Source organism: Bradyrhizobium sp. CCBAU 11357 (genome assembly GCF_028128865.1).
GTDB lineage: Bacteria > Pseudomonadota > Alphaproteobacteria > Rhizobiales > Xanthobacteraceae > Bradyrhizobium.
The window spans coordinates 33,117-49,015 of record NZ_LBJW01000106.1 but is presented as its reverse complement, the minus strand read 5'-3'; the positions used below and the strand labels follow the sequence as shown (position 1 = coordinate 49,015).

General features: G+C 65.8%; 13 protein-coding genes. 9 read left to right on the top strand and 4 right to left on the bottom strand.

Annotated elements, in window-relative coordinates; translation table 11 throughout:
* Positions 1-8 precede the first annotated feature (8 nt).
* From trpC to XI05_RS24315, 3 genes are all read left to right on the top strand, one after another.
* Entirely contained in the window at positions 9-830 is an 822-nt protein-coding gene (gene trpC, locus XI05_RS24325; protein WP_271506511.1) for an indole-3-glycerol phosphate synthase TrpC, read from the top strand.
* Between the two features lies 1 nt (position 831).
* Positions 832-1,365, top strand: a complete 534-nt coding sequence (moaC, locus tag XI05_RS24320) for a cyclic pyranopterin monophosphate synthase MoaC (RefSeq protein ID WP_271506510.1) — start codon at positions 832-834, stop codon at positions 1,363-1,365.
* Positions 1,366-1,541: 176 nt separating this feature from the next.
* Positions 1,542-4,274, top strand: a complete 2,733-nt coding sequence (locus XI05_RS24315) for a bifunctional diguanylate cyclase/phosphodiesterase (protein WP_271506509.1) — start codon at positions 1,542-1,544, stop codon at positions 4,272-4,274.
* A gap of 85 nt (positions 4,275-4,359) precedes the next feature.
* Here the strand turns inward: XI05_RS24315 and XI05_RS24310 are convergent, their stop codons facing one another.
* Positions 4,360-5,697 (bottom strand): S41 family peptidase, encoded by a 1,338-nt coding sequence (locus tag XI05_RS24310; protein ID WP_271506506.1) that lies wholly within the window; start codon positions 5,695-5,697, stop codon positions 4,360-4,362.
* A 305-nt stretch (positions 5,698-6,002) separates the two neighbouring features.
* On the opposite strand from XI05_RS24310, the gene XI05_RS24305 reads away from it, so the two are divergent.
* The 6 genes from XI05_RS24305 to XI05_RS24280 all read left to right on the top strand — a co-directional run bounded on the left by XI05_RS24305 (position 6,003) and on the right by XI05_RS24280 (position 11,264).
* A complete protein-coding gene (locus tag XI05_RS24305) occupies positions 6,003-7,136 on the top strand; it encodes an alpha-hydroxy acid oxidase (RefSeq protein WP_271506504.1) in 1,134 nt (377 codons plus the stop codon).
* 28 nt (positions 7,137-7,164) lie between these two features.
* Complete coding sequence (locus tag XI05_RS24300) at positions 7,165-7,788, top strand: HAD family hydrolase (RefSeq protein WP_271506502.1); 624 nt, start codon at positions 7,165-7,167, stop codon at positions 7,786-7,788.
* 157 nt (positions 7,789-7,945) lie between these two features.
* Positions 7,946-8,149 (top strand): hypothetical protein, encoded by a 204-nt coding sequence (locus XI05_RS24295; protein WP_128265692.1) that lies wholly within the window; start codon positions 7,946-7,948, stop codon positions 8,147-8,149.
* A 219-nt stretch (positions 8,150-8,368) separates the two neighbouring features.
* Complete coding sequence (locus XI05_RS24290; RefSeq protein WP_271506500.1) at positions 8,369-9,577, top strand: molybdopterin molybdotransferase MoeA; 1,209 nt, start codon at positions 8,369-8,371, stop codon at positions 9,575-9,577.
* Between the two features lie 175 nt (positions 9,578-9,752).
* A complete protein-coding gene (gene lexA, locus XI05_RS24285) occupies positions 9,753-10,454 on the top strand; it encodes a transcriptional repressor LexA (protein ID WP_271506497.1) in 702 nt (233 codons plus the stop codon).
* 375 nt (positions 10,455-10,829) lie between these two features.
* Positions 10,830-11,264, top strand: coding sequence for a hypothetical protein (locus tag XI05_RS24280; RefSeq protein WP_172783599.1), 435 nt, complete (start codon positions 10,830-10,832; stop codon positions 11,262-11,264).
* Positions 11,265-11,388: 124 nt separating this feature from the next.
* Here the strand turns inward: XI05_RS24280 and XI05_RS24275 are convergent, their stop codons facing one another.
* The 3 genes from XI05_RS24275 to XI05_RS24265 form a co-directional block, all read right to left on the bottom strand.
* Positions 11,389-13,668: a ComEC/Rec2 family competence protein gene (locus XI05_RS24275; RefSeq protein WP_271506495.1), complete on the bottom strand. Its 2,280-nt coding sequence runs from the start codon at positions 13,666-13,668 to the stop codon at positions 11,389-11,391.
* Between the two features lie 124 nt (positions 13,669-13,792).
* On the bottom strand, positions 13,793-14,179 hold the full coding sequence (locus tag XI05_RS24270; protein WP_271506490.1) for a nuclear transport factor 2 family protein: 387 nt from the start codon (positions 14,177-14,179) through the stop codon (positions 13,793-13,795).
* A 9-nt stretch (positions 14,180-14,188) separates the two neighbouring features.
* The gene (locus tag XI05_RS24265) at positions 14,189-15,865 is read right to left on the bottom strand and encodes a glutamine--tRNA ligase/YqeY domain fusion protein (protein WP_271506487.1); all 1,677 of its coding nucleotides are present in this window, start codon (positions 15,863-15,865) and stop codon (positions 14,189-14,191) included.
* Between the last annotated feature and the right edge of the window lie 34 nt (positions 15,866-15,899).

Here is a 15,899-nt window from a genome sequence, read left to right as displayed (position 1 = left end):
ACTCCCGCATGTCCGACATCCTGACCAAGATCGAGACCTACAAGCGCGAGGAGATCGAGGCGGCGAAGCGCGCGCGGCCGCTCACCACTGTCGAGGCGCAAGCCCAGGCCGCCTCCGCGCCGCGCGGTTTCCTGCGCGCGATCAAGGCCAAGCACGCCAAGGGCGGCTACGCGCTGATCGCCGAGATCAAGAAGGCCTCGCCCTCCAAGGGTCTCATTCGCGCCGATTTCGACCCGCCGGCACTCGCAAAGGCCTATGAGGCGGGCGGCGCAGCCTGCCTGTCGGTGTTGACCGACACGCCCTCGTTCCAGGGCCATCTCGACTTCATGGTGGCCGCGCGCGAAGCAACCTCGCTCCCCGTGCTGCGCAAGGATTTCTTGTTCGATCCCTACCAGGTGGTCGAAGCGCGCGCACACGGCGCCGACTGCATCCTGATCATCATGGCGGCGCTCGATGACGCCGCCGCCAGGGAGCTCGAGGACGCCGCCATCGCCCATGGCATGGACGTCTTGATCGAGATCCACGACCGCGCCGAGCTCGACCGGGCGCTGAAGCTGCGGTCGCCGATGATCGGGGTCAACAACCGCAATTTGCGCACCTTCGAGACCACGCTGGCGACCAGCGAGGCGCTGGCGCCGCTGATCCCCGCGGATCGGCTGATGGTCGGCGAGAGCGGCATCTTCACGCAAGAAGACCTCGCCCGGCTGGAGCGCGTCGGCATGTCGACCTTCCTGGTCGGCGAAAGCCTGATGCGGCAGGCCGACGTCACGGCGGCAACACGCGCGCTGCTCGCGCGCGAGGCGACGGCGCGCGCGGCGGGCACGCGCTGACATGGCGCGCAAGCCAGCAAAGACCAGGTCAGCCAAGACGAAGCAGGCCAAAGCCAAGGCCGGCCCCGCCCTCACCCATATCGGCGCCTCCGGCGAGGCGCGGATGGTCGACGTCTCGGACAAGCCCGCGACAGAGCGGCTTGCGGTCGCCGAGGGACGCGTCGTCATGACCAAGACGACGCTCGATCTGATCGTGTCCGGCAACGCCAAGAAAGGCGACGTGCTCGGCACCGCGCGCATCGCCGGCATCATGGCCGCCAAGCGCACCTCGGAGCTGATCCCGCTCTGTCATCCGCTCGCGCTGTCGAAGGTCATTGTCGACATCGAGCCTGACGCAAAGCTGCCGGGCTGCGTGGTGCGGGCCAGCGTGAAGGTGACGGGACCGACCGGCGTCGAGATGGAGGCGCTCACGGCGGTATCGGTCGCCTGCCTCACCATCTACGACATGATCAAGGCAGTCGAGCGCGGCGTTCGCATCGAGGGCATCCATCTCGTCGAGAAGCTCGGCGGGAAATCCGGCCATTACCGCGTCTGAAGCGGGCTTGCGTTGACGCGTGGCTTTCACGGCGCGCGCATGGATTGCTTTTGCGCGCGACCGTTCACGTCTCGTTAACCGCGCTTCCTAACTTAACCTCCACACCGTCCCCGTAAACCAACGGGTGTTCTCAGGCTCATGAATTGATCCTGACGTGTGCGCGGCAACGATCCAGCATGAAGATGAAATTCGGCAGTCGTCTCTTTGACCAGGTCTTCGTGCGCAGCGGACCGATCCGCTGGCTGGTGGTGGGCGGCACGCTGCTGATCGCGGCCATCGCCATAGGCTCGGTGCTGATGGCGCAGAACTTCCGCGAGCGGGCGCTGCGCAATTCCAGCCGCGAGCTGGAAAACACCGTGCTGCTGCTCGCTCATCATTTCGATCAGCAATTGCAGGACTTCGCGGTCATCCAGAAGGATTTCGTCGACCACGTCCGCACCACCGGAATTGCGACTGGAGAGGACTATCGCAAGCGCCTCGGGGGCGAGGACGTGCACCGGATGCTGCGGTCGAAGATCGAGGCGCTGCCCTATATGGGCGGCGTCAACATCATCGATGCCGAAGGCAATCTGATCAATTCGTCGACGGCATGGCCGGCCCCAAAGGTGAATGTTGCCGATCGCGCCTACTTCCGCACCTTCAAGTACGATCCCTATGCGCCTGATGTCCTGATCGAGCCGCTGCACAGCCGCATCTCCGGCGCATGGACCATTCTGGTGGCGCGGAGGGTCGTCGGACCACGCGGCGAGTTCCTCGGTATGGTCGGACGCGGCATCGAGCCCGCCAATTTCGAAAAATTCTTCGCCTCCGTCGTGCTCGGCGAAGGCGCGACGATCTCGATGCTGCATCGCGACGGCACGCTGCTCGCCCGCTATCCGCATTCCGGCGAATTGATGGGACGAAACTTCAAGACCGGTCCTTTCGAGCATCAGAGGGTGTTCGGCCTCGATCATTTCGCCGGCCGCGTCAACAGCCCCATCGACGGTGAGGACCGGCTGATCTCCTCCCATGTGCTGCCCCACTTCCCGATCCTGATGATGGCCACCACCACGCGCGCGGCGGCCCTGGCGGATTGGCGCGAGCAGATCGGCATTCTGATCTCGGTCGCGGCCTCTTCCGCGCTCGCGATTGCAGGCGTGCTGATTGCCGTCGTGCGCAAGCTGCTGGAGCAGCACCGCGTTTCGCGCGAACGGCTGACGCTGGAAAAGCAGCGGCTGGACCGTGCCGTCAACAACATGACGCAGGGCCTCCTGCTGTTCGACGCCGGGCAGCGGCTCATCGTCTGCAACCAGCGCTACATCGAGATGTACGGTTTGTCGGCCGAGGTCGTGAAGCCCGGCTCAAGCTTCCGCGACATCATCGCCCATCGCAAGACAACCGGCTCGTTCACCGGCGACGTCGACGCCTACGTCGCGCGCGTCCTGAAGGACATCCATCTCCGCAACTCCATGGTGGTCGATACCGCCGATGGCCGCTCGATCCACATCCTCAACGAACCGCTCGCGGATGGCGGCTGGGTGGTGACCCATGAGGACGTCACGGAGCGCCGTCGCATCGAGGAGCGCATCACCCACCTCGCCCATTACGACGCGCTGACGGACCTGCCCAACCGCGCCATGTTCCACGAGCATTTGCGGCAAGAGCTGGCTGCGGTCGGCGACGGCGAGCAGATCGCGGTCCATTACATCGACATCGACGAGTTCAAGGGCGTCAACGACGCGCTCGGCCATCTCGTCGGCGACGAGCTGTTGAAATCGATCGCGGCGAACCTCCGCCGCTGTGCGGGTCCGGAGGACTTCGTGGCACGACTCGGCGGCGACGAATTTGCCATCGTGCAGGGCGCGGTGACGTCGTTGGATCAGGTCAACGAGCTCGTCGCGCGCGTCTTCGACACCATCCGCACACCTTTCGACTGCATGGGCCATCATCTCACCAGCGACGCCAGCATCGGTATCGCGCTCGCGCCGGAGCACGGCACGGCGCTCGACCAGATCCTGAAGAATGCGGACATGGCAATGTACGCGGCCAAGTCCGCCGGACGCCACACCTACCGCTTCTTCGAGCCGGACATGGACGCCAAGGTCCGCGAACGCCGCCAGCTCGAGGGCGACCTGCGCCACGCCATCGCGCAAGCAGGTCGCGAAGGCGGGCTCGAGGTCTATTACCAGCCCTGCCTCGGCCTGAAGGACGACCGCATCACCGGCTGCGAGGCGTTGGTGCGCTGGCGCCATCCCGAGCGCGGCTGGGTCTCGCCGGCCGATTTCATCCCGATCGCCGAAGACACCGGCCTGATCAACGAAATCGGGGAATGGGTGCTGGCGACCGCGTGCCGGGACGCAGCAAGCTGGCCCGACGACATCCGCCTCGCCGTCAACGTCTCGCCGGTGCAGTTCAAGAGCAGCACGCTGGCGCTGAAGATCATGGCGGCGCTCGCCGCGTCGAACCTGCCGGCGAGCCGGCTCGAGCTCGAGATCACCGAGGCGGTCCTGATCCGCGACGACGATGCCGCGCTCGCGATCCTGCACCAGCTCCGCGCCATCGGCATACGCATCGCACTCGACGATTTCGGCACCGGCTACTCGTCGCTGAGCTATCTGCACCGCTTCCCGTTCGACAAGATCAAGATCGACCGCTGCTTCGTCGAGGACATCGCCCGCCCCGACGGCTCCGCCAGCATCGTTCAGGCTGTCGTCAACCTGGCGACCGCCCGCCGCATGACCACGACGGCCGAGGGCGTCGAGACCGAGGAGCAGCAGCGTCTGCTGCGCACGCTCGGCTGCTCCGAGATGCAGGGCTATCTGTTCAGCGCCGCCAAGCCCGCCGGCAAGATGCTGGAGCTGTTCGCGCTGCACCGCAGCCGGCTCGCCCGACGCGACGGCAGCGAGAGCCGCCGCCGCGAGGTCGGCTAGATCTTCGAGACGGCGCTGCAAACGAAATCGCCCGGAAGCGGTCATCCGCTCCCGGGCGATCCATTATCTGTAGAGGTCGTAAGATCTAGTTCGGCACTGCAGCCTTCGTCGCAGGCTTGGCGGCGACGGCATTCGCGGTGACGCCGTGGAGGAAATCGTAGGCCGCGTGCAGGGCCTTGTCGTCCTTCTCTTCCGGCGGAACGTAGGACTGCGATCCGGTCTGCTCGCTGCCGTCGGCCGCCGACAGATGGCCGCGCATCTGGGACTCCGCCATGGTGTCCATCCGCCCCTTCAGCTCGGGCGGCACGTCCTGGAGGATCTCGATGTCGGGCGCGATGCCCTGGGCCTGAATCGAGCGGCCCGACGGCGTGTAGTAGCGTGCCGTGGTCAGCGCCAGCGCGCCGTGGTCGGCGCCGAGCGGAATGATGGTCTGCACCGAGCCCTTGCCGAACGAGCGCGTGCCAATGATCGTCGCGCGCTTGTGATCATGCAGTGCGCCGGCGACGATCTCGGAGGCCGAGGCCGAGCCGCCGTTGACCAGCACCACCAGCGGCTTGCCCTTGGTGAGGTCGCCGCCACGGGCGGTGAAGCGCTGCGTCTCTTCCGGAGAGCGGCCGCGGGTCGAGACGACCTCGCCGCGCTGCAGGAAGGCGCTCGACACCGACACGGCCTGATCGAGCAGGCCGCCCGGATTGTTGCGCAGGTCCACCACATAGCCGGCGAGTTTCTCCTGCGGGACCTGCTTGGAGACCGACGCGATCGCCTTCTTCAGGCCATCGGTGGTCTGCTCGTTGAACGAGGTGATGCGAATATAGCCGATGTCGCCGTTCTCGACGTGGAAGCGCACGGGGCGCACATGGATGATCTCACGCGTGATCGCAACGTCGAGCGGCGCATCCGCGCCCTTGCGGATGATGGTGAGCTTGGTCTTGGTGTCGACCGGCCCCTTCATCTTGTTGACCGCCTGCTCGAGCGTCATGCCCTGCACGGCCTCGCCGTCGATCTTGCTGATGAGATCGCCGGACATGATGCCGGCCTTCGAAGCCGGCGTGTCGTCGATCGGCGAGACGACCTTGACGAGGCCATCCTCCATCGTGACCTCGATACCGAGGCCGCCGAACTCGCCGGAGGTGGTCTCCTGCATCTCAGTCCAGGCCTTGGCATTCATGTAGCGCGAATGCGGGTCGAGCGAGGTCACCATGCCGGTGATCGCCCCCTCGATCAGCTTGGCATTGTCGGGCTTCTCGACATAGCTGGCCTTGACCCGCTCGAACACCGCGCCGAACAGATTGAGCTGGGCATAGGCATCATCCGCGCTCACTGCCGCCCGCGCCGCCCATACGCCGCCCTGCGGGCTGGCTACCAGAAGGGTCAGACACGCTCCGGTGAGCGCGCCCAGGGGGAACAGCAGGGATTTCCGCATGGATCAGGGTGCCTTTTGCTTGGCGGTTCTCTTGAGGCAGGGAGGCGCCATGCAAATGGCGATCCAGCCCATCTCTCACAATACCATTCTGGTTTCTTCAAGGCCGGGAGGCCACGCCGGCGGGTAGACCGAAGAAATCCCTTCGCCTTGGCCTAAACTTTTGGCAACGTTCCGAAACTGTTTCTACGCAAGACGACACCGGTCGGGCCGCCCACGCCTCGCAGCTATGCGATTTTAGGATGGTTTTGGAGGGCCGGACACGATAGGCGATGGCGATAAGACTTCAAATTCTCGGGAGGACAACAATGAATGAAGCGCCCCGCATCCGGCCGGAACGGAACGTCGAACTCGGTGCCAGCGAGGAGCCGTTCCAGAATCTGCACGAGTTCGTCCGGAAGGCGCGCGCCAACCTCAACCAGAACGCCTGGGACTACATCGTCGGCGCCGCCGAGACCGAGACCACGATGCGGCGCAACCGCATGGCGCTCGACGAGATCGCCTTCCGCCCGCGCGTGCTGCGCGACGTGCGCAAGGTCGATGGCAGCGTCGAGCAGTTCGGCCGCAAGATGCGCCTGCCGGTGGTGCTGGCTCCCGTCGGCGCACTCGAAATCTTCGATCCGGATGGCGCGGCGAGCGTCGCGCGCGCTGCAGGCACGTTCGGCGCGGCGCACATGCTGAGCTCGGTGTCCGAGCCCGGTCTGGAGATGACCGCCGAGGCTGCCCCCGATGCGCTGCGTCTCTATCAGCTCTATGTCCGCGGCGACGATGCCTTCGTCGCCGACGTCGTCAGCCGGGCCGAGAAGAACACTTATGCCGCCTTCTGTCTGACCGTCGACACCGCCCATTACAGCCGACGTGAACGTGACATCGCCAAGCGCTACGTTCGCGAGAGCCGCCTGCGCGCCACCGGCGGCGATTTCCAGAAGGGCCTGGAGTGGCGGACCGTGAAGATGATCAAGGACAAGTACAAAATTCCGCTGATCCTCAAGGGCATCGCCACCGCCGAGGACGCGCAGATCGCGCTCGATCACGGCGTCGAGTGGATCTACGTCTCCAATCATGGCGGCCGCCAGCTCGACCACGGCCTCGGTACCATGCACGTGCTGCCGGAGATCGTCGACGCCGTGAAGGGCCGCGCCAAGATCATGGTCGACGGCGGCTTCTGCCGCGGCACCGACATCGTCAAGGCGATCGCGGCCGGCGCCGACCTCGTCGGCATCGGCCGGCTGCAATGCTGGGCGCTGGCGGCAGCCGGCGAAGCCGGCGTCGCGCGGATGCTGGAGCTGCTCGAAGACGAGGTGCTGCGCTGCCTCGGCCTCCTGGGCGCCACCTCATTCGCCGAGATCGACAAATCCTGCCTGCATCCGGCGACCGCCACCAACGCGCCCAGCGTGTTCAGCGCGTTCCCGCTGTTCGACCACGAGCCCTATCGTTACTGACGTGCCATACTGAAGTGAAAAGGACGCCATGACATCGCTCTCTCCCGGCAGCGCGGATGCGCTGCTGTTCGACCTCGGGCGCGTGGTGCTCGACATCGACTTCTCCAAGGCGATCGCCTGCTGGGCGGGACATGCCGGCTGCCAGCCCGAGGCCATCGTCGCGCGCTATGTGCGTGACGAGGCCTACCGGCTGCACGAGATGGGCAAGATCAGCGACGCGGACTATTTCGCCTCACTGCGATCCTCGCTCGGGATCGGTATCTCGGATGCGCAGTTCCTGGAAGGCTGGAACGCGATCTTCGCCGGTGAGATGCCCGATATCGCCGAACTGTTGCCGCGCGCGGCGAAGCAGATGCCGCTCTACGCCTTCTCCAACACCAATCGGCCGCACGTCGACTATTTCTCGAAGGAATATGCCGGTCTGCTCGGCCATTTCCGCGAGCTGTATCTGTCCTCCAGTATCGGCCTGCGCAAGCCGGATGCCGAGGCCTTCGACCATGTCGTCGCGGCGATCGGCGTGCCGGCCGAGCGCATCGTCTTCTTCGATGACCTCGCCGAGAACATCGAGGGAGCGCGGGCACGCGGCTTGACCGCCGTGCATGTCACCTCGCCCCGCGACGTCGGGAACGCATTGAAAGCGCTGGGGATCTGAGCCACAGGAAGCCCCGACCGTGCTCAGTTCCAGGGGCTAAATTTGGTGGAGATGAGGAACCTAATCACTTTGTGCATTTTTATACGGAGTTCCGGGAACGGAATACCACCCTTCGGACTCATGAGTCCGTTGGGCCTTCTACATTGGACTGATCGACGTGCTGGGCAAGACCTATCTCACCAAGCAGGCTTCTCTCCTGCTCGAATTCGCCAGAACCACCTCGGATTCTGACCTCTCCGCCAAACTGATCAGCAAGGCCGCCGACCTGAAATCCCAGGCCGATCCGCTGCCCGACAAGGATCAGGGCCCCAAGGCGCCCGACGTCGCGGATTTCAGTCCGGGCGATCCGACGGAGCGTTGACCGATGTTGGCCGTGGCGCTCGTCATTCTCGTCCTTGCCATGGCTATCCTCGTTCCGGTCTGTCTCGCCTTCCGCATCATGCCGCGGCGGAGTTGAGCCGACCTCCTCCACCCACCGATCACGCAGGATAAATCATCCCGCGTGCTGCTTTGCCTCACGCCTGCACTCGGCTAGAACTCTCGCCGCCCATTTACCGATGTGCTCAGCAGGAGTTCGCCCGTGGCCCTGATGCCGGTTTCTGACGCGCTTGCCGCGGTGCTGACCGGCGCCGAGCCGCTGGCTGAAGAGATGGTTTGCCTCGACGAGGCCCACCATCGTGTGCTCGCGCACGATGTCGCGGCGCGGCGCACGCAGCCGCCGGAGGCGATGTCGGCGATGGACGGCTATGCCGTGCGCGCATCCGACGCGGCCATCGAGTCCAGGCTGACCGTCGTCGGTGCGGTCGCGGCGGGTCGGCCGTTCGCGGGAAGGATCGGCCCCGGCGAAGCCGTGCGGATCTTCACCGGCGGCGTCGTTCCCGACGGCGCCGATGCGGTCGTGATCCAGGAGGACACAATTGCCGACGGCAAGCATGTCACGATCAAGGAAGCCGCAATTTGTGGCCGGCACATCCGCCCTGCGGGGGTGGACTTCCGCGAAGGCGACGTGCTGCTGCGCAAGGGAATCCGTCTCACCGAGCGCGATCTCGCCCTCGCCGCCGGAATGAATCATCCTCATCTCGCCGTTATCCGCCGCCCGAGGGTCGCGATTCTCGCCACCGGCGACGAGCTGGTGATGCCCGGCACCGCGCCTGGTCCCGGTCAGATCGTCTATTCCAATGGCTATGCCCTGCACGCCCTTGCCCGCAGCGAGGGCGCCGAGACCATCGACCTCGGAATTGCCGCCGATACGCTGGAATCCACGTCCGCCGGCATCCGCCGCGCACGCGAGAGCGGCGCCGACATCCTGGTCACGACCGGCGGTGCGTCGGTCGGCGACCACGATCTGGTCCAGCAGGCGCTCAAGGGCGAAGGCATCGCGATGGCGTTCTGGAAGATCGCGATCCGGCCCGGCAAGCCGATGATGCATGGTCGGATAGGCGCGATGCGCGTGATCGGCCTGCCCGGCAATCCCGTGTCGTCATACGTATGCGCCTTCCTGTTCATGGTGCCCTTGATTCGCGCCCTGTCGGGCCGTTCAGTGATTCATCATCAGCGCGAGCGCGCCGTGCTGGGCCGCGACCTCGGCGCCAACGATCAGCGCGAGGATTATCTGCGTGCGCGGCTGGAGGTGCGCGACGACGGCACGCGCGTCGCCCTTCCCGTCAGCCATCAGGACTCCTCCCTGCTTGCGAATCTCGCTGCGGCACAGGTACTTCTCGTGCGCGCACCGTTCGCGCCGAAGGCCGAGTCCGGCACGCCTTGCGAGGTGCTGCGGCTGCCCGTCTGAGCTGCCCGGCCACACGCATCCGCGAGTTTGGCTGCGTTCACCATAAATTAAGCAGTTGCGGAACACATATCGAACATATAGTGTCCGTTCATGATTTGTTTCGAGGATGTAGCGGCTTATTGCCGACTTCATCGTCTCGGAATCGAACGACATCAACCGGGGGACTTTGGTCGAGATGTTGACGCGCAAACAATACGAGCTTCTGCGGTTCATCAGCGAACGTCTGAAGGAAAGCGGCGTGCCGCCGTCCTTCGACGAGATGAAGGATGCGCTCGACCTGCGCTCGAAGTCAGGCATTCATCGCCTGATCACTGCGCTCGAGGAGCGCGGCTTCATTCGCCGCCTGCCCAACCGCGCCCGCGCCATCGAGGTGATCAAGCTGCCCGAGCTCCAGGCCGCCGCCGGCAATCGCCGCGGCTTCACCCCGAGCGTCATCGAGGGCAATCTCGGCAAGGTGCGCGCGAGCTCCAGCACGCCCGCGGATGAGGGCGAGCGCCCCGTCGCGGTACCCGTGATGGGCCGCATCGCGGCCGGCACGCCGATCGAGGCGCTGCAGACCCGCAGCCACACCATCAGCGTACCGCCGGACATGCTCGGCTCGGGCGAGCACTACGCGCTCGAGGTGCGCGGCGATTCGATGGTCGAGGCCGGCATCCTCGACGGCGACATGGCGCTGATCCAGCGCAACGAGACCGCCAATACCGGCGACATCGTGGTGGCGCTGATCGACGACGAGGAGGCCACGCTCAAGCGCTTCCGCCGCCGCGGCGCCTCGATCGCGCTCGAGCCCGCCAATGCCGCCTACGAGGTCCGCATTCTTCCGCCGAACCGCGTGAAGATCCAGGGCAAGCTGATCGGGCTTTACCGGAAGTACTGATACCGGAAGTAAGCGCTACGCGCGCTTCGTTCGTCGATCCAAGATTGGAGCGGATACTTGTCCGCTCCGGCCGGATGGTCTCTCTGGTTCTGCGCTGACTGTTCGGCGCCTCTTCCCGCGCGACACTCGCCCATGCGGACACGCGGCCATTTCGCTCCGCCGGTAGAGTTGTGCCGACAGCGCCGATAGTGCGGGCCAAATGCAAGGACGCGAGGTTTGTTCCTATCGAATCCGGGAAAGATAATGTGATCGCGTGCTGCGGATGCGAGCCGCAGATTTGCCCATAACCGAGCAGAGCGTTGGAGGCTTCCACTCTGATAGAGGCCTGCGCCTCGAAAGAGACGCGGGTCGCTATCCCAGTATGAGGAGCACCCGATGTGTGACTATAGCCTGCATGCCGTCGCGACGCGCCCCGCCGAAGTTGGCGAGACGATCGTCACGACAACCTTCCGCGGCACCTCGACGCGCGGCTTCGCCTCCGAAGCCGATCTCTCCGTCGCGGTCTGTCTGCTGCCGGGAACGGAGCTCGCTTTCGCCGATAACGTCCGCTATGACAACCGCTGGATCTGGACGCGCACCGTCAACTCCCGCGTCGGCAAGTTCGGCAAGATCGACCCGCACATTCCCGATCGCCATCATGACGCGATCGAATTTCCGGACGGCAAGTACGTGCTGGTGACGCAGCTCGTCGAAGGCCAGCGCGCGACCGTGCTGCAATTGCCGGTGACGCAGCAAGCCATCGAGCGCGAGCACAAGCCGCAGATCGTCGCCGACACGCGGCCCACGATCACGCGCCTGCCGATCGGCTGACGCCGTCGGCCCCGACCGAAAAGTCGAGGGCCAAATTCAAATGCCATCGCCGGCCGCGGCCGGCGAGATGGTATGGTTTGCGTCCTGCGGGATCCCGTCGGACCGATTTTCCCCGCATCGATCTTCAATCGTCGGCCTGCAAGTCGGCCTCCGATGGCGTTGCGTCCCGGTTGCGAGGCAGGGCCGTCTTCGGCACGAGGCTGCCGTCGAAATCCCCCTCGCCGGCGCCGGCCGGCAGCCAAGGACGGCTTGCCCCTCTCGCCCTCACCGCCTGCACCGAAAAACCCTCTCCGCTTCGCGTCAGAGCCAGCGCGCCCTGACTGGCAAGACGCGCCCGATCGACGACCATCGCCGCGCAATCGGGCGGCGCGGGCCGCGCCGTCACCACCAGCGCGGCGCGGCTGCAATCATCGGCCAGCGCGTCGATGCGCGTCGCCAACGCGATCAGCCGTCCGTCCGCGAGCGGCGCCACGCAACCGGACTCGTCACACGACACGCCGCTCACCAACGAGGCGTTGCCGGCATCACGCGGATCGGCATCGGCGGCCAGCCACTCCTTCAGCAGGAAGCTGTCCTTGCTGGCGCGGATCACTTGCAAGCCTCCATCCCCGCCCCGGACCGCGACGCTCGCGCCATCCCCGGCAATCAGGACATCAGGCTGGCGCACCGACAGCCCCCAGAGGATCGCCGCCAGCAGCACCAGGGCGCCGGACCAGCGCAAGGGCGTGCGCAACAGGCCCATCACGATGAGCCCGAGGCTTGCGGCGATCAGCGGCGCGATCCCGAACGCCGGAATGCGGCCGACGGCGCCCGGCAGGGCCGCCACCCAGCGCGCGACCAGGACCATCCACTCGATGCCGATCCCCATCAACCACCAGAACACGCCATCGAGCCCGAAGGGGGCCGCGAGCAGTCCCAACAGCCCGGCCGGCATCACCAGCGCCGAGACCACCGGCATGGCGCCGAGATTGGCGAGTACGCCGTATGGCGTCACGCGATGGAAGTGGAAGGCGGCGTAGGGCGTGGTCGCGAGCCCCGCGATCAGCGATGCCAGGAACAGCATCGCGATCTCGCGGCCGCCCCACAGCGCGATCCGCGCCGTCGCGGAATGATCGGGTGAGGCGAGCAGGTTCGGCATGCCGATCTGCACCAGCGCGACCAGCCCGAGCGTTGCCGCAAACGACATCTGGAAACTCGGATGCACCAGCGCCTCCGGTGCGACCGCGAGCACGATCAGCGCGGCCACCGCCAGCGTGCGGAAGGTGATGGCGCGGCGGTCGACCATGACGGCGATCAACACCACTGCCGTCATGAAAAACGATCTTTGCGTCGCGACCTCCGCGCCCGACAGCAGCAGGTAGAACGCGGCCGCGACCAGCGCCGCGGCCGCCGACCATTTTTTGATGGCAAAGCCGGCCGCCAGCCCTGGGATCAAGGCCAGCAGCGCGCGCACCGCGAAGAAGACGACGCCGGCGACGACCGCCATGTGGTAGCCGGAGATCGACAGCACATGGCCGAGCCCCGAGACGAACATGGCATCGTTGACCGGCGCGGTGATCGCATCGCGCCGCCCCGTGAGCAGCGCCGTTGCGATCGCCCGGTTGTCGCCTTCGAGCGTTGCGCGGATTCGCGCGTCGATCGCATCGCGCAGGCCCTGCATGAAGGCGGCGTAGCGCAGCCGCAAGCCGCCCGCATCCGGCGGCGCCGAAGCCGTGATCGCGCCCATCACGAAGCCGGAGGCGCCGATGCCCTGGAAGAACATGTCGCGCGAGAAATCATAGCTGCCGGGGCGCACCGGCGAGATCGGCGGCATCAGCCGCGCCTTCAATTGCACGAAGCTGCCGACCTCGGGCGCCGTGCCCTTGCGCACCGAGAGGCGGACGCGCTCGAGCCTGACGTCGCTGCGCTGCGCCTCCATCGCGCTGACGCGCAGCACGAAGCGATCGGTGCGCTCGCGGACGTCGCGAGCTTCCACGAAGCCCGACAGCGACACCGAATAAAGCGGCTTGGCGAGCACGGGATGAACGACGCGCGCCGTCTTCCAGGTCGCCATGGCAAATCCGGCGGCGACTGCCGCGATCATGATCGCAGGCGCAAACAGCCGGCTCCGCCGGAGCAGCACCGCGCCGAGCATCAGCGCGATGGCCGTCGCGGCGACCACCCACAGCACCGGCTCATGATCGGCGGCGAAATAGAGCGCGATGCCGCCGCCGAAGGCGACGGGCACCCACGGCAACAGCCGGCCTGGCCCGGCCTCGGCGCGCGCCCACTGGCGCAGCGTTTCGACGATGGCCGGCCAGATGCCAAACCCCGCCGGCGCAAAGCCGCCGGCCGGGGCGGCGCGGCCGACCGGCCACGTCCCGGCAACTCCCTGGGAGCGTCCTGGCCGCCCCGGCTCCGCCATTCCCCTGCACCTTGCGATACGCGACAGCTGCGGAGGCTACCGGACCGTGCGGCTGCGCGAATAGCGGTACAGATCGGGAACAGGCGACGGAGCGCCCTACTTTTCCTCTTTCATCGCGCCCCGGCTAGATCAGCGGCGCCTGCGATGAAGCATGGTGATTGACGATCTTCCAGTCGCCTTCCTCGCGGATGATGACCCAGCTCATCTTGACGACGAGATCGTCCCGCTCGCCGGCGAGATCGAACGTGATGATCCCGGCCATGTTGATCAGGTCAGGGCCGGCCTGCGCGGCGTGCACGTCGGAGAAGGTCGCGCTCGGCCTGCGCCAGCGCGGCAGGCCGTTGAAATAATCGGCAACGCCGTCCCTGCCCCGATAGAGTTTTGGGTTCGAGCCGAAGAAGAACGCGTTCTTCGCATAGAGCGAGGACAGCGCGGCCGCATCGAGCGTCGCGAAGCCGGCGCACCATTTCGCGATGATGGCGGAAACGATGGCGTCGGCTTCGCTGCTCATGCCCTCGCCTCAGCCCTTCGCGACTTCCTTGGCGAACGTATCGCGCAAGCCGATCGTGCGCGAGAACACCGGCTTGCCCGGCGTCGAGTCCTTGTCGCGGACGAAATAGCCCTGGCGCTCGAACTGCATCGGCTCGGTCGAATTGCTCTCGGCAACGGACGCCTCGACCCGCGCATCGGCGAGGATCTCGAGCGAGTTCGGGTTGAGATCGGCCGCGAAATTCGAAGCGTCCGGACTCGGATTGGCGAACAGCTGGTTGTAGATGCGGATCTCCGCCGGCTTGGACGTCACCGCCGGCAGCCAGTGCATGGTCGCCTTGACCTTGCGGCCGTCGGGCGCGTTGCCGCCCTTGGTCGCGGGATCATAGGTGCAGCGCAGCTCCACCACCTCGCCCTGGTCGTTCTTGATCACGCCCGTGCACTTGACGAAATAGGCGTAACGCAGCCGCACCTCGTTGCCCGGCGACAGCCGGAAGAACTTCTTCGGCGGGTTCTCCATGAAATCGTCCTGCTCGATATAGAGTTCGCGGCCGAACGTGATCTTGCGCGTGCCGGCGCTAGCGTCGTCCGGATGATTGATTGCCTCGAGCTCCTCGGTCTGTCCTTCCGGATAATTCTCGATCACGACCTTGAGCGGCCTCAAGACTGCCATGCGCCGCTGGGCCGTGCGGTTCAGCTCCTCGCGGATGCAGAACTCCAGCATGCCGACATCGACGACGCTGTTTGCTTTGGCGACGCCGATGCGCTTGACGAACTCGCGCAATGCGGCCGGCGGCACGCCGCGGCGGCGCATGCCCGCCATGGTCGGCATGCGCGGATCGTCCCAGCCGGCGACATGACCCTCGCGGACGAGCTGCGTCAGCACGCGCTTGGACAGCAGCGTGTAGGTCAGGTTGAGCCGCGCGAACTCGTACTGGTGCGGTTTGGACGGCACCGGCAGCTTCTCGATGAACCAGTCGTAGAGCGGCCGGTGGTCCTCGAACTCCAGCGTGCAGATCGAATGCGTGATGCCTTCAATCGCGTCCGACTGGCCGTGGGCATAGTCGTAGCTCGGATAGATGCACCATGCGTTGCCGGTGCGCGGATGGTGCGCATGCAGGATGCGGTACAGCACGGGGTCGCGCAGGTTGATGTTGCCCGCGGCCATGTCGATCTTGGCCCGCAGCACGCGCGCGCCGTTGGGGAATTCGCCCGCCTTCATGCGGCGGAACAGGTCGAGATTCTCCTCCACCGAGCGGTCGCGGAACGGCGAGTTCTTGCCGGGCTCGGTCAGCGAGCCGCGCGAGAGGCGGATCTCCTCCTGGGTCTGGTCATCGACATAAGCGAGGCCGTCGCGGATCAGCTGCTCCGCCCATTCGTACAGGCGGTCGAAATAGTCCGAGGCGAAAAACAGGTTCTTGCCCCAGTCGAAGCCGAGCCAGCGCACGTCGGCCTGGATGGAATCGATATATTCCTGCTCTTCCTTGACCGGATTGGTGTCGTCGAAGCGGAGGTGGCAGCGGCCCGGAAACTCCTGGGCGATGCCGAAGTTGAGTGCGATCGACTTGGCGTGGCCAATATGCAAATAGCCGTTCGGCTCCGGCGGGAACCGGGTCACGATCTCCTTGTATTTGCCCTGGTCGAGGTCGGCCTGGATGATGTCACGAATGAAATCGCGCCCAACCTCAGCTGCCACCGGTTCTGTCATTACGAAAATCCTGTAGGGAAATCAGCAGTTCTTC

What these genes read in the sequence shown, in the direction of transcription:
- XI05_RS24300 (WP_271506502.1), top strand. Translation starts at nt 7,165, where the DNA reads ATGACATCGCTCTCTCCCGGCAGCGCGGATGCGCTGCTGTTCGACCTC.
- XI05_RS24280 (WP_172783599.1), top strand. Translation starts at nt 10,830, where the DNA reads ATGTGTGACTATAGCCTGCATGCCGTCGCGACGCGCCCCGCCGAAGTT.
- XI05_RS24315 (WP_271506509.1), top strand. Translation starts at nt 1,542, where the DNA reads ATGAAGATGAAATTCGGCAGTCGTCTCTTTGACCAGGTCTTCGTGCGC.
- moaC (WP_271506510.1), top strand. Translation starts at nt 832, where the DNA reads ATGGCGCGCAAGCCAGCAAAGACCAGGTCAGCCAAGACGAAGCAGGCC.
- lexA (WP_271506497.1), top strand. Translation starts at nt 9,753, where the DNA reads ATGTTGACGCGCAAACAATACGAGCTTCTGCGGTTCATCAGCGAACGT.
- XI05_RS24270 (WP_271506490.1), bottom strand. Translation starts at nt 14,179, where the DNA reads ATGAGCAGCGAAGCCGACGCCATCGTTTCCGCCATCATCGCGAAATGG.
- XI05_RS24265 (WP_271506487.1), bottom strand. Translation starts at nt 15,865, where the DNA reads ATGACAGAACCGGTGGCAGCTGAGGTTGGGCGCGATTTCATTCGTGAC.
- trpC (WP_271506511.1), top strand. Translation starts at nt 9, where the DNA reads ATGTCCGACATCCTGACCAAGATCGAGACCTACAAGCGCGAGGAGATC.
- XI05_RS24310 (WP_271506506.1), bottom strand. Translation starts at nt 5,697, where the DNA reads ATGCGGAAATCCCTGCTGTTCCCCCTGGGCGCGCTCACCGGAGCGTGT.
- XI05_RS24305 (WP_271506504.1), top strand. Translation starts at nt 6,003, where the DNA reads ATGAATGAAGCGCCCCGCATCCGGCCGGAACGGAACGTCGAACTCGGT.
- XI05_RS24275 (WP_271506495.1), bottom strand. Translation starts at nt 13,668, where the DNA reads ATGGCGGAGCCGGGGCGGCCAGGACGCTCCCAGGGAGTTGCCGGGACG.